Source organism: Hydrogenophaga sp., from assembly GCF_018780075.1.
Lineage (GTDB): Bacteria > Pseudomonadota > Gammaproteobacteria > Burkholderiales > Burkholderiaceae_C > Hydrogenophaga.
In genome coordinates, this window is the sequence record NZ_JADMKB010000114.1 from 56,073 (window position 1) to 74,419 (window position 18,347).

Consider the following 18,347-nt stretch of genomic DNA (forward strand, 5'->3'; position numbering starts at 1 on the left):
TGCAGAGCTGGAGGCATGGACGACCCCACCCCCACGCCCGCCGCCATCGAACTCATCGCGCTGACCAAACGCTACGCCCAGGGCAGCGTGGCAGTGGACAGCATCAACCTGCGCATCGCCAGCGGCAGCTACTGCTGCCTGCTCGGTCCGTCGGGCTGCGGCAAGAGCACCACGCTGCGCATGATCGCCGGCCACGAGAGCACCACCAGCGGCGACATCCTGCTGGAGAACCGCAACATCACCGCCCTGCCCGCGGCCGATCGCGGCACGGCCATGATGTTCCAGAGCTTCGCGCTGTTCCCGCACCTCACCGCGCTGGACAACGTGGCCTTCAGCCTGAAGATGAAAGGCGTGGACAAGGCCACCCGCCAGCGCCAGGCGCAGGACCTGCTGGAGCGCGTGGCCATGGGCCACCTGGCGCAGCGCAAGCCGGGCGAACTCTCGGGCGGCCAGCAGCAGCGTGTGGCGCTCGCCCGCGCGCTCATCACCCAGCCGCGCGTGCTGCTGCTGGACGAGCCGCTGTCCGCGCTCGACCCCTTCCTGCGCATCCAGATGCGCGCCGAGCTGCGCCACTGGCAACGCGAACTCGGCCTGACCTTCATCCACGTCACGCACTCGCAGGAAGAGGCGATGGCCCTGGCCGACACCATGGTGGTGATGAACCACGGCCGCATCGAGCAGGTGGGCGCGCCGCGCGATGTCTACAACCGGCCGGCCAGCGAATTCGTCGCGCGTTTCATGGGCGGCCACAACGTGCTCGCCACCACGCAGGGCAAGGTGGCCGTGCGCAACGACCACATCCAGCTCGCCCCCGCCCACACCGGCGCGAGCGGCTGGCCCGCCACAGTGAGCGACGTCGAGTACCAGGGCACCTATGTGCTGCTGGGCCTGAAGCTGATCGCGGGCGACAGCACGGACGACAACAGCGTGTCCGTGATGCTGCCCGAGGCCACCTTCGTGCAGCAGCCCTACGCCCCTGGCGATGCGGTGAGCCTGAGCTGGGCGCCCTGGCAGGCGCACGCGTTCCCGCCCGTGCTCGACGTCCCCGCCGCCGCCTGACATCGCATCCCGTTTTTCTTTGCCCGTTCCCTCCCCGAAACCTTCCTCACTGGAGCTCGACCCATGTCAGATTCGATCAAAGACACCCCCGCCGACACAGCTGGCCTCTCGCGCCGCAGCCTGCTGCAGGGCACCGCCGGCATGGCCGGCATCCTGGCCAGCGGCATCTCGCCGGCCATCGGCCAGGAGAAGATCACCCTGCGTTACCTCGGCACCGCGGTGAACCAGGACAAGGCCATCGGTGACAAGTTCGAAAAAGACACCGGCATCAAGATCCAGTACGTGGCCGTGACCACCGACGACGTGACCAAGCGCGCGGTGACCGCCCCCAACAGCTTCGACCTGATCGACACCGAGTACTTCTCGCTCAAGAAGATCGTGCCCACCGGCAACCTCAAGGGCATCGACGTCAAGAAGATCAAGAACGCCGACAAGATCACCCCGCTGTTCACCACCGGCACCGTGGCCGGCAAGGCGGTCGGCGACCAGGGCACCGCACCCAAGAAGGTGATCTACCTCGAAGGCGAAAAGAGCAAGGTCTTCGCCAAGAGCCCGACCCAGTTCATGAGCCTGATCCCCACGGTCTACAACGCCGACACGCTGGGCATCCGCCCCGACCTGATCAAGCGCCCGATCTCTTCGTGGGCTGAGTTGCTGAACCCCGAGTTCAAGGGCAAGGCCGCGATCCTGAACATCCCGTCCATCGGCATCATGGACGCCGCCATGGTGGTGGAAGCCATGGGCATCCACAAGTACCCCGACAAGGGCAACATGACCAAGAAGGAAATTGATCTCACGATCAAGACCCTGATCGAAGCCAAGAAGGCCGGCCAGTTCCGCGCATTGTGGAAGGACTTCAACGAGTCGGTGAACCTGATGGCCTCGGGCGAGGTGGTGATCCAGTCCATGTGGAGCCCGGCCGTGACCGCCGTGCGCACCAAGGGCATCGCCTGCAACTTCCAGCCGCTCAAGGAAGGCTACCGCGCCTGGGCCGCCGGCTTCGGCCTGCCCGCCACGCTCTCGGGCAAGAAGCTCGACGGCGCCTACGAGTTCATCAACTGGTTCCTCGACGGCTGGGCCGGCGCCTACCTCAACCGCCAGGGCTACTACAGCGCCGTGCTGGACACCGCCAAGGCCAAGATGGACGCCTACGAATGGGCCTACTGGATGGAAGGCAAACCCGCCGCGCAAGACATCAAGAGCCCGAACGGCGATGTGCTGGCCAAGGCCGGCGCGGTGCGCGACGGCGGAAGCTATGAAGCGCGCATGGGCGGCATCGCCTGCTGGAACGCGGTGATGGATGAGAACGAGTACATGGTCAGGAAGTGGAATGAATTCGTAGCCGCCTGAAGGCGGCCCCCCCGCGCCGCCTGCGGCGTCACCCCCCGGAGGGGGGCGCCACTGGCGGCCCGGCAAAGCCGGTTCCGCGGTGGCCTGGAGGGGGCTTCGCTGCGCTCGCCGCGAGGGCTCATCCCGCCCTCCTCCGCTTTCATTTGATTGATCTTTCCCATGAGCAGCACATCCACCGCCACCGCCGGACCTGTCGCCGACAGCCCGAACCGCACGCTGCACGCCTGGTGGCAGGCGGCGCCGTTCACGTTGGTGTTTGTGCTGTTCTTCCTGATTCCGCTGGGGCTGATCGTGATGGTCAGTTTCTGGGATTTCAACGAGTACGAGCTGCTGCCGGCGTTCACGCTGCGCAACTACGCCGCCATTTTTGAGGGCTGCTCGACGCTCACCGAACACGGTGATTTCTGTGTCTCGCTCTCCACCTATTTGTCCACGCTGAAGTTCAGCCTGCTGGTCTGGGGCATCACCCTGGTGCTGGGTTTTGCGGTGGCGTATTTCCTCGCGTTTCATGTGCGGTCTTCGGGCATGCAGACGGCGCTGTTCATCCTGTGCACCGTGCCGTTCTGGACCTCGAACGTGATCCGCATGATCTCGTGGGTGCCGCTGCTGGGGCGCAACGGTCTGGTGAACCAGTCGCTGCAGGGCATGGGGTTGATTGAGACTCCCATCGAGTGGCTGCTGTTCTCCGACTTTTCGGTCGTTCTGGCCTTCGTGCACCTCTACACCATGTTCATGATCGTGCCCATCTTCAACAGCATGATGCGCATCGACCGCAGCCTGCTCGAAGCCGCCAACGACGCCGGCGCCAGCGGCTGGCAGACGCTGTGGAACGTGGTCGTGCCGCTGTGCAAGACCGGCATCATCATCGGCTCGATCTTCGTCATCACCATCGTCATGGGCGACTTCGTCACCATCGGCGTCATGGGCGGACAACAGATCGCTTCGGTCGGCAAGATCATCCAGGTACAGACCAGCTACCTGCAGTTCCCGCTCGCAGCCGCCAACGCCGTGATCCTGCTCGCGGTGGTGCTCATGATCATCTGGGGCCTCACGCGGCTCGTGGACATCCGGAAGGAACTCTGACCATGACCCACGCCACCGAATCGCGCGCCGCGGGCTTCTGGCCGCTGGCTTTCGTCTTCGCGCTCTTCGTGCTGTTCATGTACGGCCCGATGTTCGTCATCTTCGTGCTCTCGTTCCAGGGCCCAGAGGGCGGCCTCACCTTCCCGCTGCGGGGTCTGTCGCTGCACTGGTTCCGCCAGCTCGCCGAAGGCCTGGGCACGGTGGACATCGGCGCGGCCTTCCTGCGCTCGCTCATGCTCGGCGGCGTGGTGATGCTGCTGACCGTGCTGCTGTCGGTGCTGGCCGGCCTGGCGTTCCGCAAAAAGCTCGGCGGTGGCAATGCGCTGTTCTACGTGACCGTGGCCAGCCTGATCATGCCGTCCATCATCGTGTCGCTGGGCATCGGCCTGCAGTTCCGCCTGCTCGACGGCGGTCTCAAGTGGCTGCTCGAAGCGGTGGGCGCCACCAGCACGCTGGAGGAATACGGCACCGCACTCGGCCTGTTCACCTCGGCGCTCGGCGCCCACCTCACCTGGACCCTGCCGTTTGGCCTGCTGATCATGTTCGCCGTGTTCAACCGCTTCAACCCGGCCTACGAAGAAGCCGCGCGCGACCTCGGCGCCACGCCCTGGCAGACCTTCCGCCACGTGGTGCTGCCGCTGATCGGCCCCTCGGTGGTGGGCATCGGCATGTTCGGCTTCACGCTCAGCTGGGACGAGATCGCCCGCACCTCGCAGGCCATCGGCGACGTCAACACGCTGCCGCTGGAGCTGCAGGGCCTCACCTCCACCGTCACCACACCGGCCATTTACGCGCTGGGCACGGTGACCACCGTGGTGTCCTTCGCCGTCATCGGCATCACCGTGGGCCTGGCCATGCTGCTGGGCCGACAGAAAAAAGGCCGAACAGCATGACCCCCCTGCGCCGCTTCGCGACTTCCCCCCTGCGAGGGGGGACCACACCAGTGGCCGGGCAGAGCCCGTTCCACGGTGTGTGCTGAGCTTGGCGCCGGAAAAGCCACCGACATGACCAGCCCAAAAACCCGTCGACCGACCGCAGCAGAAGGCCCGGCGTCGCTGACGGACAACGACATCTACGAGCGCATGGTCTCGGCCATCCTCGACCACCAGCTCCCACCCGGCACCAAGCTGGTCGAAGACCGGCTGGCCGAGGCCTTCGGTGTCTCGCGCACGCGCATCCGGCCGGTGCTGGTGCGGCTGGCCAACGAGCAGGTGGTCACGCTCACGCCCAACCGCGGCGCGTCCATCGCCCAGCCCACCGAGCAGGAGGCGCGCGAGGTGTTCGAGGTGCGGCGCCTGATCGAGCCGACCCTGGTCGAGCGTTTCGTGGCGGTGGCCACCCCCGCCCACCTCCAGACCCTCACCCGCTGCATCCGCGACGAAGAGGCCGCGCGCGCCGCGGGCGACATGCGCCGGGCGATCCGCCTCTCCGGCGACTTCCACCTGCACATCGCCGACCACGCCGGCCACGCCACGCTGGGTCGCATCCTGCGCGAGCTGGTCTCGCGCACCTCGCTGATCCTCATGACCTACAGCGCGCCGCACAGCCAGGCGCGCGACGACGCCACCGCCTGCGGCTGCCAGGAACACCGCGCCCTGCTCGCCGCGCTCAAGCTGCGCGATGCGCGCGAAGCGGCGCGCCTGATGCGCGAGCACCTGGAGCGGCTGGAGTCGCAGCTGAGCTTTTCGCCATCGCCCGACGCGGCGCCCAATCTGCTGCAACTGTTTGCTGCCTGAATGCCCGGCATGCGCAACTTGCTCGTCATCAACCCCAACACCTCGGAGCGAGTGAGCGCGCTGCTGCAGACCCATGTGCAGGCCGCTGCCGGCCTGCATGTGCAGGTGCGCACCGTGACCGCGCGCTTCGGCGCGCCCTACATTGCCGACGAGGCGAGCTACGCCGTGGCCGGCCACGCCGCGCTCGACGCCTGGGCCGCCGCGCTGGCCAGCCCCGAACCGGCGCCCGACGCGGTGCTGATCGGCTGCTTCGGCGACCCGGGCCTGATGGCGCTGCGCGAGTCCAGCCCGGCGCCGGTCACCGGCCTGGCCGAGGCCGCCTTCATCGAGGCCGCGCGCCACGGCCGCTACGCCATCGTCACCGGTGGCGAGCGCTGGGGCCCGATGCTGCAGCGCCTGGCGCAGGCGCTCGGCCAGGCCCAGCAGCTCGCCGGCATCCACACCGTGGTGCCCACCGGCGCCCAGCTCGCCGCCGACCCGGCCGCCGCCCACCGCCTGCTGGCCCAGGCCTGCCGCGACGCCGCCCACCAGCTCGGCGTGCAGGCCGTGATCCTGGGTGGCGCGGGTCTGGCCGGCATGGCCGCCGCCATCCAGGGCGATGTGCCCGTGCCGGTGATCGACAGCGTGACCGCCGGCACCCACTGGGCGCTGCGCACGCCACCGCTGCCGCCGGCGCGCCGCACCCCGGGCTTCGACATCGCCTGGCAAGGTTTGTCGACTGAGATGACCGCACTGGCGCCGACCTCAGCAACCTGATCCGGCCCCGTGAAGGCGACAGCCGGGATGCTTAGGCTGTCGCACAATGGCCGGATGGTCCGCCCCACCCAACTGCTCCACCCCGCCCGCACGCCCGCTGCCGTGCGCCCCGCCGCCACCGTGCTGCTGCTGCGCGACGGCGCCGACGGCGTCGAAGTGCTCATGACGCGCCGCTCCATGACGGCGAGCTTCGCGCCCGGCGCCTACGTGTTCCCCGGCGGCGGCATTGACGCTGCCGACGCACAAGCGCACGGCCAGTCCACGCGCCGCGCGACGCAGAGCGACCTGCACCTCACCCAGGCGATTGCTGCCATCCGTGAAAGTTTCGAAGAGCTGGGCATCCTGCTCGCACGGCGCGCCGACGGCTCGCACCTGGGCACCGCTGACATCGCCCGTCTCGACCGCAAGGCGCCGTTCGCCGAGCAATGCGCCTCTCAGGACCTGACACTGTCCGGCGCGGAGGTCTTCGTGCTCGCGCACTGGATCACCGACCGCGACCTGCCGCGCCGCTTCGACGTGCCCTTTCTGGTGGCGCGCATGCCCGAGGGCCAGGAGCCGGTGGCCGACGAATCCGAACAGTTCGAGCCGGTCTGGGTGCGCCCGGCCGACGCGCTGGCCCGCCACGCCGCCGGCCAGTTCTTCATCATCTTCCCGACCATCCGCACGCTGGAGCGGCTGCAGGCCTACCCCTCGGTTCAGGCCGTTCTCGAAGCCTGTGCGGTCAACGACGAACCGCTGTTCACCAGCTGCCCGCGCGCCGGCCTGATGAACGGCCACGAGTCGCGCCACATGGAGCACGAACAACCCTTTGGCGAACTGGCGATGGTCTGCCCGGGCGGCCAGATCGTTCACGAGCTGGCCTGGCAGACCGAGCGCCCGGTGCCGCTGCTGAAGAACGTGCAACGCCTTACGGCGCCCAACCCCGGTTTCATGACCGGCCCCGGCACCAACAGCTACGTCGTCGGAGATCCCTCCACCGGCCACACCGTGATCGACCCAGGACCGGACGATGCCGGCCACATCGAGCGCCTGTGGCGCGCGGCGGGCGGCGACATCCGTGCCATCGTCTGCACCCACTCGCACCCCGACCATTCGCCCGGCGCGGTGCGGCTGCAGGCGCTGTGCGTCGCCGCCGACCTGGGAAAGCCGCCCATCCTGGGCCTGCCCAGCGCCCCCACGTCGCGCGAAAACAGCCGCTTCACGCCCGAGCGTTCGCTGGCCGACGGCGAACGGCTGGTGCTGGTCGGGGCCGACGGGGACCGGCTCAGCAACCACACGCTGCAGGTGGTGCACACGCCGGGTCACGCCGCCAACCACCTGTGCCTGCTGCTGGAAGAAGACGGCCTGCTGTTCAGCGGCGACCACATCCTCAACGGCAGCACCACGGTGATCGATCCGCCCGACGGCCACATGGGCGACTACCTCGATTCGCTCGACAAGCTCGACCGCCTGTGCGCGCAGCACGGCGTGGACTTCATCCTGCCGGCCCACGGTTACGTGCTCGGCGACCTGGCGCAAACGCCCGACAACCCGAGCGCCCCGGAGCACGGCGGCGCCCGTGCGGCCATCGCCCACCTGAAGGCCCACCGCCTGGCACGCGAGGCCAAGGTGGCGCGCGCCATGCAGGCGCGGCCCGAGGGCACGGTGGACGACTGGGTGAAACTGGCCTACGACGACGTGCCCGAGCGGCTCTGGCCGGTGGCCAAACGCTCGATGCAGGCGCACGTCGAGCGCATCCAGAGCCTGGGGGGGTTCAACGCATGACGCACCGTGTCCGTGCCGTTTCCCTGGCGCTGGTGCTGGCCGCCGGCGCCCTTCCTCTGGCCGCCCGGGCCAGCATGAACCTGGCCCTCGACAAAGGCTGCCTGAACTGCCACGGCACGCCGCCGCGCGGCAAAGCCCCGACCATCGCCGACCTGGCCGCGCGAATGGCGTCAGCCAAGGGCAACGACGCCGAGACAGCGAGGTTGTCGGAGCGCTTGCGTGAACACCACCTGTTCGGTGGCGTGCCCGCCCACGAGCGGCTGAGCGCCGAAGAGGCCGATCACTTCGTGCGCTGGCTGGTGGACGGTGGTCGCTGAAAGCCCAGACCATGCGCCTTGCGTTCGTCTCGGACATCCACGGCAATCTGGCGGCCCTGGAGGCCGTCATGGAAGACATGGTGGGCCGACAGGTGGACCAGGTGGTCAACCTGGGCGACACCGTCAGCGGCCCCCTGTTGCCACGGGAAACCGCCCAGCGCCTGAGCGCCCTGCCCTGGCTGCACGTTGCGGGCAACCACGAACGGCAGGTCCTTCGCCTGCCCCTGCCGCAACAGATCGCGTCTGACGCCTACACCAGCGGCCAGCTGACCGACGCCGACAAGCGCTGGCTGGCCAGCCACCCGGACCCCTGCGACCCGCGTCTGCACCGCGGCGAGATGTGGCCCGAGCGGCTGGGCCGCGACGTGGCCCTGTGCCACGGCAGCCCGCGCAGCGACATCGAGTACCTGCTGGAGACGCCGGTGGGCGAAGCCGCGCGGCTGGCCACGGTGGCTGAAATCGACGAGCGACTGGATGGGCGCATTCCGCCCCACATCCGCCTGCTGGCCTGCGGGCATTCGCACGTCCCACGGTCGGTGCGCACCGCCACCGGCCTGCTGATCGTCAACCCCGGCAGCGTGGGCCAGCCCGCCTACGACGACGACCACCCCTACCCGCACTCAAGTTACCACCGCATCGAAACCGGCAGCCCCGATGCGCGCTACGCGGTGGTGGAAGAAAGGAATGGCCACTGGACCTGCGATCTGATCAGCGTGGCCTACGACTTTGAATCCATGGCCTCGCTGGGCGATCAGCGGGGTCGACCCGACTGGTCACACGCGCTGCGCACGGGTCACATGCCCAGACCCTGAGTCAAACCGTTCAACGACGACCCCCATGCAAAACACCAGCTGGTACTCGCGCTTCGCCAAGGCCGCCTCGCATTTCTGCGGACGGCCGCGAGTGTTCACGTTGGCCGTCGCGGTGATCGCCGTGTGGCTGGTCACCGGGCCACTGTTCGGCTTCAGCGACACCTGGCAGCTCGTCATCAACACCGGCACCACCATCGTCACCTTCCTGATGGTGTTCCTGATCCAGAACACACAGAACCGCGACACCGAGGCGATCCAGGTGAAGCTGGACGAGCTCATCCGCGCCACCAAAGGCGCGCACAACGCCCTGCTGGACCTGGAAGAACTGGAAGAAGACAACCTGGACGCGTTTCGAGCGAAGTACCAGGCCCTGGCCGCTGCCGCCCGCGCCCAGCTGGATCAGGGGTTCAAGGACACCGACACACCGGACACGTGAAGTGACACCCCCGCGCCGCTTCGCGTCTCCCCCAGGGGCGGCACGGGCCGTCCGGCACAGCCGGCCCGGCGGGGCCCTGGGCCGCACCGCTTCACGCGTCGAGGTGGCGCTCCGGCCGCATGGAAACGGAACCGGTGGGGAGGCAACCGAGGGCGGTTCTATTCCCTGACCTGCTGGTGGCAACCGCACGAGCGCCGGGCCAGCTGCTCGCGGTCCCGCAGGGTGATGCCGCGCTCGCCGCGTGAAATCGCCCCCGCGGCGATCCATTGCTCGGTGGCCTGTGCCACGGCCTTGGGCGCCGCCCCCAGCCAGGCGCTCAGGGCCTCGGGTTCGATGTGCAAGGTGGTGTCGGGCATGCGCTCGAAAGCGTCCTGCAGCCAGCGCCCCATGCGCTGGTGAGGGGTGTGCTGAAGCCGGCAGAGGGCGGCCTGGGCCATTTGCGCATTCAGCGCCTGCAGGTAGCGCAACACCACCGGCAACAGGCCTTTGCCCGGCGAAGGATGGGTGCTCAGCAGCGCCACCGGCAAACGCCACGCGGCGCCCGGGTGCAACACCTCCGCTCGCATGCGCTGGTCGGCGGCACCCAGCAGCGGGGCGATGCCCACCACCCCATCGTCGCCGACCAGGGCCACCGGCGCCTCCGTGCCGTCCGACCCGCCCGCATGCCACAGGCCCACGAGGGCGCCCTCGGGAAAGACCATGAAGTCGATCGGTGTGCGGGGCGCCAGCAGCGTGTGCCCCGGAAGCAGGTCGACCCGCTCCAGGTGCGGCCGCCAATGCTCGCGATCCCCATGGGCCAGCGCGGCCAGAACCCGGTTGGTCGGGTGTTCGACGGTCAAGTTCGGTGCTCCCGCCCAGGGGGCGTTCAGAAGAAAGAGGGGGGTTGCCGAAGCGGGGATGCCGTCGGTGGGCCAGTGTAGGCGCAAAGCACCCGGACACTGTTCGGTACCGTACAAAAGGCGCCTGGCCGCGGTCCGCGAGCCCGTGCGGTGAGCGACAGACCAGGCCGACAGCCCCCGGTGACAACGGCGCGGGCCACGTACACTGCAGCGCAGCGGGCGCCGGTCCGCCACAGAGACATGGCCCGACGGCTCTCGTCGAAATGTGGTCTTTCAACCATGAACGGGCGCTGGATTGAACTTGTTGCACAACGGCCTGGTGGCGCAACTGCCACCCGCCGATCAGGGCCTGCTCCTGCGTCGATGTGAGCCGGTGGCGCTCAAGGCAGGTGACATCCTTTCAGCTCCCGGTACGACCAGCGGCCACGTCTACTTCCTGTTGAGCGGCGCCAGCGTGGCGCTGGTGATGCGCAATGGCGGTGGCGTGGGACTGGCGGTCGGGCTCGCGGGCTGGGAGGGCGCGGTGGGTCTGCAATTTGCGCTGGGTCTGGGTGCTGGCCATTTCACCTTGCAGGTTCAAAGCAGCGGCCCGGCCTTTCGCGCCGACGGCGCTGCGCTGCAACGCCTGTCGGACCGGCGCCTGAGCATGCTGCGGACGTTTGCGGGTTACCTCTGGGGGATTTCACAGGAGGTGGCCGAACTGGCCGCGTCGGCCCAGGTGCAGGACATCCAGGCGCGGCTGGCCCGCTGGATCCTGCTCAGCCAGGCGCGAACGCACCAGGCCGAACTGCAGCTCACGCACATTCACCTCGCCGACATGCTGGGGGTGCGCCGGGCGGGCATCACGCAGGCGGCGAAAAACCTGAAAGACATGGGCCTGGTGGACTACCGCCGTGGGCGCATCCAGATCCTGGATCTGGCAGGACTGACCGCCATGGCGCACGTCCCGCAGGGCGCCCCAGTCGGGCCGGATGGCGACAAAGAATAAGTGTGAAGCGCGCCGATACGCCGGATTTTGTGCGTTCCGAACCCCCTTGCGGGGGCCCTGAACGTGACCGTCATTCCTCTGGGCCGGGGGTCACCCACCCGGCTCGGTGCTACCTACCCGCCAGCTCCGCGGAACCACATCAACGCTGGCCTATTTGGTATTGCTGCGCGCAGAGATTGCCCGTTTCACCCGAACTGAATCGGCTCGTCTCTGTTGCTCTGATCCTCACCTTAGGGCCCTTTGAGCGAACTCATCGAGCTTGTCGGTGGAGAGGTGTTACCTCCTGCGCTGTCCTGTGCAGTCCGGACGTTCCTCCAGCACACCCTTTCGGGTCTCGTGCCAGCGACGGCCTGGCGCGCTTCACATGGCGATTATCCAATGGAAAAGCCCCCACGCTCCGCCGCTGCGCGGGTCGCTGCCCCCCGAGGGGGCTGGGCCTGCCTTGGGGGCGGCCCGGCGACTGGCCCGTTTCCCCCACGCTCCGCCGCTGCGCAGGTCGCTGCCCTCACACCAGGCGCTCGATCTTTTTGAAGCGCCACACCAGCTGGTGGTAGCCGGTCTGCAGCGCCAGCATGGCCGCGTAGGTGACCGGGAAGGCCATCCACACGCCCTCCAGCCCGAAGCGCTGGTTCAGCCCGTAGGCCACCGGCAGCTGCACCACCAGGATGCAGGCGACGGAGATTGCCACCGGCACCAGCACCACGCCGCTGGCGCGCATGATGCCGCCCACCACCGACTGGAAGCCGAACAACAACATGCTCCACAACATGATGTGTAGCAGGTGCTCGGCCTGGGCCAGCACCTCGGGCTGCGTGAGGAACAGGCCCAGCATCCCGTGCGACAGCGCGTAGCCCAGCAGCACCAGCGAGCCAGTCACGCACACGTTCATCCACAGCCCTGTGCGCAGGATCGCGCCCAGGCGCTCCACCCGGCCCGCGCCGATGGCCTGCGCGCCGAGGATGGAGGCGGTGATGGCGATGGAGAGCGCGGGGAACTGCACGTAGTTGACGATCTGCGTGACCGCGCCGTAGGCCGCCGTGGCCTGCGAGCCGTGGCCGTTGACCAGCGACAGGATCACCAGCTCCGAGATCGAAATCACCACCATCTGCAGGCCGGTGGGCAGGCCGATGCGCATCACCTGGGCCAGGATCGCGCCGTCCAGCCGAAGCGACTTGAGCAGCGCCCGGTCCGGCGCGAGCACACTGGCCTTGCGCCGCAGGCGCCACACCAGGAAACACAGCGACGCCGCCTGCGACACAAAGCCCGCCAGCGCCGCGCTCTGGATGCCCATGGGCGGCAGCCCCAGCCAGCCTTTGATGAGCGAAGGCGTCAGCAGCAGGCCCAGGCCGGTGGACAGCAGCAAGGCCAGCAGCGGCGTCACGGTGTCGCTCACGCCGCGCAGCAGTTGCGTGTAGAGGATGACCAGCAGCAGCAGCGGCATCAGCAACATCATCATCCGCGCGTAGGCGGTGGCGTCGTCGAGCACGTCGGCCGGTGTGCCCAGCGCTTGCAGCCCCTCGCGGGCGAACACGCTGCCCAGCAGTGCGGCAACGATGCCGATCAAGGCGCCCAGCGCCAGCGCCGAGCCCGCGATGGCCTTGACCTTCTCGGGTTCGCGCGCGCCCCAGGCCTGGCCGATCAGCACCGAAGCGCCCGCGCCCAGGCCGATCACCAGCGAGATGAAGAAAAAGAACACCGGGAACATGCCCGACACCGCCGCCAGCGCGTGGGTGCCGAGCATCTGGCCGATGAAGATGCCGTTGAGCGTGCCCGAGAAGCTTTGCAAAAAGTTGGACAGCACCATGGGGGCGAGAAACATCAGGTAGATGCGCCAGAGGGCTTGGGGTGGTCCGGAAGGTTGGGGTGGCATGGTCGGAAGCTGAAAAAAGGGAATGGGTGGAAGGGCAGCGCTCAGGCGGTGCGGGTGGCCACGATCGGTGCGGTGGCGAAGGCGTCGCGCGCCAGCCAGGCGAGGTGGTCCCTGACGTCGGCAGGCCAGTGCGCCGTGCGGTGGGCGAAGGCCGCGCCGTCCTGTGCGAACAATGCCCGCGAGGCCTCCTCGAAGCCGGGCAGACCGCCGCCGATGGCGCTCATGAAGCGGTAGACGCGCTCCTTGGCCAGGCGTTGCGCGTCCTGGTCGCCCTGGCTGCGCCGGGCCTCTTCCACCAGCCGGCGCAGCGCCGCGGAGGCGCCACCGCGCTGTTGCGCGAGCCACTCCCAATGGCGCGGCAGCAGCGTGACCTCGCGCGCCACCACGCCCAGGCGCGGACGGCCCACGCCGGGCGCCGCGGCCTCTGGAGGCGCGTCGGCCGGCGACTCGGCGGGCTGGGCCGGCGCGTGACCCGGCGGCCAGGGGTGGTCCACGAGGGCGCCGCTGGTGTCGTCGAACACCAGCAGGCCGCCCACGCTCAGGTCCAGCGCGCGCAGCGCCGTGTCCACCTCGGCGTAGGGGCCGTGGGCAACGCGATGGTGGCCAAGAAAAGCGGTGCAGGTGCACACAGTGATGGGGTTCATGTGGTCAATTCTACACGGGTTTTATTATTTTACCCGGGTTTATTTGAACCCACCCACCCAAGACACCGCGCACCACCAGCCGGCCCGCGGCTTTGACGACAATAGGCACCCCCTGCTTGATAAACACAAGCCCTCTGACCATGATCCGACTCTCCGAACTCAAGCTCCCGCTGGCCGACGTCCCGGCCGAACACCGCCGCGCGTCCGACGCCCCCACCGAAACCGACGCGGACCGCACACCGCCGCCACACCCGGTGGACGCGCTCACCCGCCTCGCCGCGCAGGCGCTGGGCATCGCGCCCGAGGGCATCGCCCACCTGCACGTCTTCAAGCGCAGCTTCGACGCGCGCAAGGCCGACCTGCTGGCGGTGTACATCGTCGATGTGACGCTGGCCGACCCGGCGCTGGAGCCCGGCCTGCTGGCGCAGCACGACAAACACCCGCACATCCAGCCCACGCCCGACATGGCCTGGCGCGCGCCGGGCCACGCGCCGGCCGGCTGGCCGGCGAGCGAGGCACAGCGCCCGGTGGTGATCGGCCTCGGGCCCTGCGGCCTGTTCACCGCGCTGGCGCTGGCGCAGATGGGTCTGAAACCCATCGTGCTGGAGCGTGGCAAACCGGTGCGCGAACGCACCAAGGACACCTGGGGCCTTTGGCGCAAGAAGCTGCTGAACCCGCAGAGCAACGTGCAATACGGCGAGGGCGGCGCCGGCCTGTTTTCCGACGGCAAGCTCTACAGCCAGATCAAGGACCCGCGCTTCCTCGGCCGCAAGGTGATGAGCGAGTTCGTGGACGCGGGCGCGCCGCCCGAGATCCTGTACCAGGCGCACCCGCACATCGGCACCTTCAAGCTGGTCAAGGTGGTCGAGGCCATGCGCGAGAAGATCATCGCGCTGGGCGGCGAGATCCGCTTCCAGCAGCAGGTGGTGGGCCTCACGCTCGCGCCCGCGGGCGAGGGTCAGCAGCAGCTCACCGGCCTGCGCGTGTTGCACCTGGACAGCGGCGCCACCACCGAGCTGCCCGCGCAACGCGCCGTGCTCGCGCTCGGCCACAGCTCGCGCGACACCTTTGCCCTCTTGTTTGATGCGGGCGTGTTCCTCGAAGCCAAACCGTTTTCGGTGGGCTTTCGCATCGAGCACCCGCAGAGCGTGATCGACCGCGCGCGCTGGGGCCGCCACGCCGGCCACCCGCTGCTGGGCGCGGCCGACTACAAGCTGGTGCACCACGCGAAGAACGGCCGCGCGGTCTACAGCTTCTGCATGTGCCCGGGCGGCACCGTGGTGGCCGCCACCTGCGAGCCCGGCCGCGTGGTCACCAACGGCATGAGCCAGTACTCGCGCAACGAGCGCAACGCCAACGCCGGCATGGTGGTCGGCATCGACGTGGGCGATTTTCCGCAGACCTTCCCGCAAGACACGCCGCTGTGGACCGCCGCCTTCGGCGACACCGACGGCACGCGCTACGCCACACAGGCCGAGGCCATGACCGCACAGGGCCAGACACACCCGCTCGCCGGCATCGTGCTGCAGCGCCAGCTGGAGGCGCGCGCCTACGCGCTCGGCGGCGGCACCTACGAAGCCCCCGGCCAGCTGGTGGGCGACTTCGTGGCACAGACACCGTCCACCACGCTGGGCGCGGTGGAGCCTTCGTACAAGCCGGGCGTGAAGCTCGGCGACCTGTCGCCCGCCCTGCCCGCCTACGCCATCGAGGCCATGCGCGAGGCCATTCCCGTGTTCGGCCGCAAGATCAAGGGCTACGACATGGCCGACGCCGTGCTGACCGGCGTGGAGACGCGCACCTCGGCGCCGCTGCGCATCACGCGCGGCGACGACCTGCAGAGCCTGAACACGCGCGGCCTGTACCCGGCCGGCGAAGGCGCGGGCTACGCGGGCGGCATCCTCTCGGCCGGGGTGGACGGCCTCAAGGTGGCCGAGGCGCTCGCCAAAGACCTGCTGGGCCTTCCGGTCGCGCGCTGAAGACACGGGGTGTTACACCTGTCCGCGCAGCTTTACACAGGGTGCGGACAGGCTTGACACACGGCCCGCACGATGGAGGCTCCTATCCACCAAGGAGCTTTCCATGAAGTCCCCTGACCGTTCCCTCCTGATTCCCGTCCTCACCGGCGTGATCGCCCTGGCCGCCGCTTCCACCGCCCAGGCGCAGGGCGAACGTGGCCGCGTGCTCAGCACCACCCCGATCATTCAGCAGGTGGCCGTGCCGCGCGAGGTCTGCCAGAACGTGACCGTGCGCGAACCCGCCCACCGCTCGGGCGCCGGCGCCCTGCTCGGTGCCGTGGCCGGCGGCGCCGCAGGCAACGCCATCGGGGGCGGCTCGGGTCGCGCGGCCGCCACCGCCCTCGGCATCTTCGGCGGCGCCATCCTGGGCAACCACATCGAAGGCCGGGGCGAGTCCCGCACCCGCACCGTGCAGGAATGCAGCACGCAGAACACCTATGAAAACCGCACCGTGGCCTACAACGTGGTCTACGAATACGCCGGCCGCGAATACAGCATGCAGATGGACCGGGCCCCAGGCCGCTACGTGCCCCTGAGCGTGCAGCCGGTGGGCGTGGCCTCCGTGCAGCCAGCCCAGGGCTACTACCAGCCGCAGCCCGAGCGCGACATCGTGCGCATCGGCGGTCAGCGCCCCGGTGGCTACTACCGCGACGACGACCGCCGCTATCAGGATGGCGGTCGCCGTTACCGCGACGAAAACCAGTGGGACCGCAACTGGAGGTAACCCCCTCCCCCCGCGCCGCCTGCGGCGTCACCCCCCGAGGGGGCAACGCAAGCGGCCCGGCGAAGCCGGTTCCGCCGCGTTCTGGGTTGAGACCCTCGCACCGGAGCTGTGTTTGCAAATGAAAAGAGCGACCCACAAGGTCGCTCTTTCTATTGGGTGGTCTCACCGGAACGCGTGCCTCCGGCCCACCCAGGATGCGGTGGAACCGGCTCCGCCGGGCCACTCGCATCGCCCCCTGGGGGGTGACGCGCCCTTAGGCGCGGCGCGGGGGGGTCACAATTTCTGGAGAGCCGCGATGCGGTCCTCCATCGGCGGGTGGGTCGAGAACAGCTTGCCCAGGCCGCCGGCGATGCCCATGGCCTGCATGGTCTTGGGCAGCTCGCCGGGGGTGAGGCCGCCCAGGCGGGCCAGCGCGTTGATCATGGGCTGCTTGCGGCCCATGTAGTTGGCGGCGCCTGCGTCGGCGCGGAACTCGCGCTGGCGGCTGAACCAGGCCACGATGATGGCGGCCACGAAACCGAGCAGGATGTCCAGCACGATGGTGGTGACCATGTAGCCGATGCCCGGGCCGGAGTTGCTGTCGCTGCCACGGCGCAGGAAGCTGTCCACCGCGTAGCCGATCACGCGGCTGAGGAACACCACGAAGGTGTTCATCACGCCCTGGATCAGCGTCATGGTGACCATGTCGCCGTTGGCCACGTGGGCCACCTCGTGACCGATCACGGCCTCGACCTCTTCCCGGGTCATGCTCTGCAACAGGCCGGTGGACACCGCGACCAGGGCCGAGTTCTTGAAGGCGCCGGTGGCGAACGCGTTGGGCGCGCCGTCGTAGATCGCGACTTCGGGCATGCCGATGCCGGCCTTGTCGGCGAATTTCTGCACCGTCTGCACGATCCAGGCCTCGTCGGCATTGCGCGGCTGGGTGATCACCTGCGCGCCGGTGCTGGCCTTGGCCATGGTCTTGCTCATGAGCAGCGAGATGATCGCGCCACCAAAACCCATCACCAGCGAGAAGCCCGCGAGCGCGGTCATGTTCAGCCCGTTGGCCGTGAGGTAACGGTCCACGCCCAGCAGGCGCGTGGTGACCATCAGCACCGCCATCACGGCGAAGTTGGTCAGGACAAACAGGAAGATGCGTTTCATGGGGGCTCCGGGGAAAGAAACAACGGACGGATCATAGTGGGGGCGGCCTGCCGCGAATTCAAGCCGCAGCCCCGTTTCAAGTTCAGACCTGAGGCAGCAGGTAACGCCGCTCCCAGGCGCTGATTTCATTCAGGTAGTGGTCGTGCTCCAGCGCTTTCACCGCCAGGTAGCCGCGCACAAAGCGCTCTCCCAACAGGCGCGGCGCGTGGGCACTCGCTGCCATTTGTGCATGGGCGGCGTCAAAAGTTCGCGGCAGACCGCGCGCCTGGTGATAACCGTTGCCCTCCACCGGCGCCGTGGGTGGCCGCTGATCCTCCATGCCCGCCAGACCGGCGGCCAGCGTGGCGGCCATGGCCAGGTAGGGATTGGCGTCGGCGCCGGCCAGGCGGTTCTCCACTCGGCGCGCGGCCGGCGCGCCGACCGGCACGCGCAGGCCGGCGGTGCGGTTGTCGTAACCCCACTGCACATTGGTCGGCGCCTGGCTGCCGGCCACGTAGCGGCGGTAGCTGTTGACCGTGGGGGCGTAGATGAGCATCAGGTCGGGCGTGTAGGTCTGCAGGCCACCGATGTAGTGAAAGAAAGCCTCGCTGGCCGAGCCGTCGGCGTTGCTGAACACGTTGCGGCCCTGCGCGTCCACCACGCTCTGGTGCAGGTGCATGGAACTGCCGGCCTGCCCGGCGATGGGCTTGGCCATGAAAACGGCGTTCAGCCCGTGCTGCAGCGCGATCTCGCGCGCCGCGGTCTTGAACAGAAAAGCCTGGTCGGCCACCGCCACCGGGTCGCCGTGCAGCAGGTTGATCTCGTACTGGTT

At 68.7% G+C, this 18,347-nt stretch carries 17 protein-coding genes, 1 other RNA gene and 1 pseudogene; 13 read left to right on the forward strand and 6 right to left on the reverse strand.

The features are described from left to right. Positions 1-15: 15 nt before the first annotated feature. The 10 genes from IV088_RS18895 (at position 16) to IV088_RS18940 (ending at position 9,313) form a co-directional block, all read left to right on the forward strand. Entirely contained in the window at positions 16-1,059 is a 1,044-nt protein-coding gene (locus IV088_RS18895) for an ABC transporter ATP-binding protein (protein WP_291105360.1), read from the forward strand. Between the two features lie 63 nt (positions 1,060-1,122). Continuing rightward, positions 1,123-2,409 (forward strand): extracellular solute-binding protein, encoded by a 1,287-nt coding sequence (locus IV088_RS18900; RefSeq protein WP_291105361.1) that lies wholly within the window; start codon positions 1,123-1,125, stop codon positions 2,407-2,409. Between the two features lie 159 nt (positions 2,410-2,568). Beyond that, positions 2,569-3,492 carry an ABC transporter permease gene (locus tag IV088_RS18905; protein WP_291105362.1) on the forward strand — a complete coding sequence of 308 codons (924 nt, stop codon included), beginning with the start codon at positions 2,569-2,571 and terminating at the stop codon, positions 3,490-3,492. Positions 3,493-3,494: 2 nt separating this feature from the next. Beyond that, complete coding sequence (locus IV088_RS18910; RefSeq protein WP_291105363.1) at positions 3,495-4,385, forward strand: ABC transporter permease; 891 nt, start codon at positions 3,495-3,497, stop codon at positions 4,383-4,385. A 111-nt stretch (positions 4,386-4,496) separates the two neighbouring features. Further along, positions 4,497-5,228, forward strand: a complete 732-nt coding sequence (locus IV088_RS18915) for a GntR family transcriptional regulator (RefSeq protein WP_291105364.1) — start codon at positions 4,497-4,499, stop codon at positions 5,226-5,228. Positions 5,229-5,237: 9 nt separating this feature from the next. Further along, positions 5,238-5,984: an aspartate/glutamate racemase family protein gene (locus tag IV088_RS18920; RefSeq protein ID WP_291105366.1), complete on the forward strand. Its 747-nt coding sequence runs from the start codon at positions 5,238-5,240 to the stop codon at positions 5,982-5,984. 54 nt (positions 5,985-6,038) lie between these two features. Beyond that, positions 6,039-7,748, forward strand: a complete 1,710-nt coding sequence (locus IV088_RS18925; RefSeq protein ID WP_291105367.1) for an MBL fold metallo-hydrolase — start codon at positions 6,039-6,041, stop codon at positions 7,746-7,748. Beyond that, positions 7,745-8,065 (forward strand): hypothetical protein, encoded by a 321-nt coding sequence (locus IV088_RS18930; protein ID WP_291105368.1) that lies wholly within the window; start codon positions 7,745-7,747, stop codon positions 8,063-8,065. The genes IV088_RS18925 and IV088_RS18930 overlap by 4 nt, the downstream gene beginning before the upstream one ends. 11 nt (positions 8,066-8,076) lie before the next feature. Further along, positions 8,077-8,877 (forward strand): metallophosphoesterase family protein, encoded by an 801-nt coding sequence (locus IV088_RS18935; protein WP_291105370.1) that lies wholly within the window; start codon positions 8,077-8,079, stop codon positions 8,875-8,877. 25 nt (positions 8,878-8,902) lie between these two features. Continuing rightward, positions 8,903-9,313, forward strand: coding sequence for a low affinity iron permease family protein (locus IV088_RS18940; RefSeq protein WP_291105371.1), 411 nt, complete (start codon positions 8,903-8,905; stop codon positions 9,311-9,313). 158 nt (positions 9,314-9,471) lie between these two features. On the opposite strand, the gene IV088_RS18945 is transcribed toward IV088_RS18940, so the two are convergent. Beyond that, the gene (locus IV088_RS18945) at positions 9,472-10,152 is read right to left on the reverse strand and encodes a helix-turn-helix domain-containing protein (protein ID WP_291105372.1); all 681 of its coding nucleotides are present in this window, start codon (positions 10,150-10,152) and stop codon (positions 9,472-9,474) included. A 295-nt stretch (positions 10,153-10,447) separates the two neighbouring features. Between IV088_RS18945 and IV088_RS18950 the strand changes: the two genes are divergently transcribed. Beyond that, a complete protein-coding gene (locus IV088_RS18950; protein ID WP_291105373.1) occupies positions 10,448-11,140 on the forward strand; it encodes a Crp/Fnr family transcriptional regulator in 693 nt (230 codons plus the stop codon). Here IV088_RS18950 and rnpB read toward each other — a convergent pair. The 3 genes from rnpB to IV088_RS18965 form a co-directional block, all read right to left on the reverse strand. Beyond that, positions 11,141-11,502: RNase P RNA component class A (gene rnpB, locus IV088_RS18955), an RNA gene on the reverse strand. It abuts the gene before it with no gap. Between the two features lie 143 nt (positions 11,503-11,645). Then, positions 11,646-13,010 (reverse strand): MATE family efflux transporter, encoded by a 1,365-nt coding sequence (locus IV088_RS18960; RefSeq protein ID WP_291105375.1) that lies wholly within the window; start codon positions 13,008-13,010, stop codon positions 11,646-11,648. Between the two features lie 41 nt (positions 13,011-13,051). After that, on the reverse strand, positions 13,052-13,654 hold the full coding sequence (locus tag IV088_RS18965) for a DUF2239 family protein (RefSeq protein ID WP_291105377.1): 603 nt from the start codon (positions 13,652-13,654) through the stop codon (positions 13,052-13,054). Between the two features lie 140 nt (positions 13,655-13,794). On the opposite strand from IV088_RS18965, the gene IV088_RS18970 reads away from it, so the two are divergent. Together IV088_RS18970 and IV088_RS18975 are read left to right on the forward strand one after the other, a co-directional pair. Further along, the gene (locus IV088_RS18970; RefSeq protein ID WP_291105379.1) at positions 13,795-15,630 is read left to right on the forward strand and encodes an NAD(P)/FAD-dependent oxidoreductase; all 1,836 of its coding nucleotides are present in this window, start codon (positions 13,795-13,797) and stop codon (positions 15,628-15,630) included. A gap of 103 nt (positions 15,631-15,733) precedes the next feature. Next, on the forward strand, positions 15,734-16,393 hold the full coding sequence (locus tag IV088_RS18975; protein WP_291105380.1) for a hypothetical protein: 660 nt from the start codon (positions 15,734-15,736) through the stop codon (positions 16,391-16,393). Between the two features lie 273 nt (positions 16,394-16,666). On the opposite strand, the gene htpX is transcribed toward IV088_RS18975, so the two are convergent. Then, positions 16,667-17,536 carry a protease HtpX gene (gene htpX, locus IV088_RS18980; RefSeq protein ID WP_291105381.1) on the reverse strand — a complete coding sequence of 290 codons (870 nt, stop codon included), beginning with the start codon at positions 17,534-17,536 and terminating at the stop codon, positions 16,667-16,669. Positions 17,537-17,618: 82 nt separating this feature from the next. Then, positions 17,619-18,347 (reverse strand): annotated as a pseudogene (locus IV088_RS18985) (glutamine synthetase); the annotation flags it as partial.

Bases quoted from the DNA above. Each gene is read 5' to 3' on its own strand.
- IV088_RS18920 (WP_291105366.1), top strand. From the start codon at position 5,238: ATGCGCAACTTGCTCGTCATCAACCCCAACACCTCGGAGCGAGTGAGC.
- IV088_RS18935 (WP_291105370.1), top strand. From the start codon at position 8,077: ATGCGCCTTGCGTTCGTCTCGGACATCCACGGCAATCTGGCGGCCCTG.
- IV088_RS18915 (WP_291105364.1), top strand. From the start codon at position 4,497: ATGACCAGCCCAAAAACCCGTCGACCGACCGCAGCAGAAGGCCCGGCG.
- IV088_RS18895 (WP_291105360.1), top strand. From the start codon at position 16: ATGGACGACCCCACCCCCACGCCCGCCGCCATCGAACTCATCGCGCTG.
- IV088_RS18905 (WP_291105362.1), top strand. From the start codon at position 2,569: ATGAGCAGCACATCCACCGCCACCGCCGGACCTGTCGCCGACAGCCCG.
- IV088_RS18900 (WP_291105361.1), top strand. From the start codon at position 1,123: ATGTCAGATTCGATCAAAGACACCCCCGCCGACACAGCTGGCCTCTCG.
- IV088_RS18970 (WP_291105379.1), top strand. From the start codon at position 13,795: ATGATCCGACTCTCCGAACTCAAGCTCCCGCTGGCCGACGTCCCGGCC.
- IV088_RS18925 (WP_291105367.1), top strand. From the start codon at position 6,039: ATGGTCCGCCCCACCCAACTGCTCCACCCCGCCCGCACGCCCGCTGCC.
- IV088_RS18930 (WP_291105368.1), top strand. From the start codon at position 7,745: ATGACGCACCGTGTCCGTGCCGTTTCCCTGGCGCTGGTGCTGGCCGCC.
- IV088_RS18965 (WP_291105377.1), bottom strand. From the start codon at position 13,654: ATGAACCCCATCACTGTGTGCACCTGCACCGCTTTTCTTGGCCACCAT.
- IV088_RS18910 (WP_291105363.1), top strand. From the start codon at position 3,495: ATGACCCACGCCACCGAATCGCGCGCCGCGGGCTTCTGGCCGCTGGCT.
- IV088_RS18940 (WP_291105371.1), top strand. From the start codon at position 8,903: ATGCAAAACACCAGCTGGTACTCGCGCTTCGCCAAGGCCGCCTCGCAT.
- IV088_RS18975 (WP_291105380.1), top strand. From the start codon at position 15,734: ATGAAGTCCCCTGACCGTTCCCTCCTGATTCCCGTCCTCACCGGCGTG.
- IV088_RS18960 (WP_291105375.1), bottom strand. From the start codon at position 13,010: ATGCCACCCCAACCTTCCGGACCACCCCAAGCCCTCTGGCGCATCTAC.
- htpX (WP_291105381.1), bottom strand. From the start codon at position 17,536: ATGAAACGCATCTTCCTGTTTGTCCTGACCAACTTCGCCGTGATGGCG.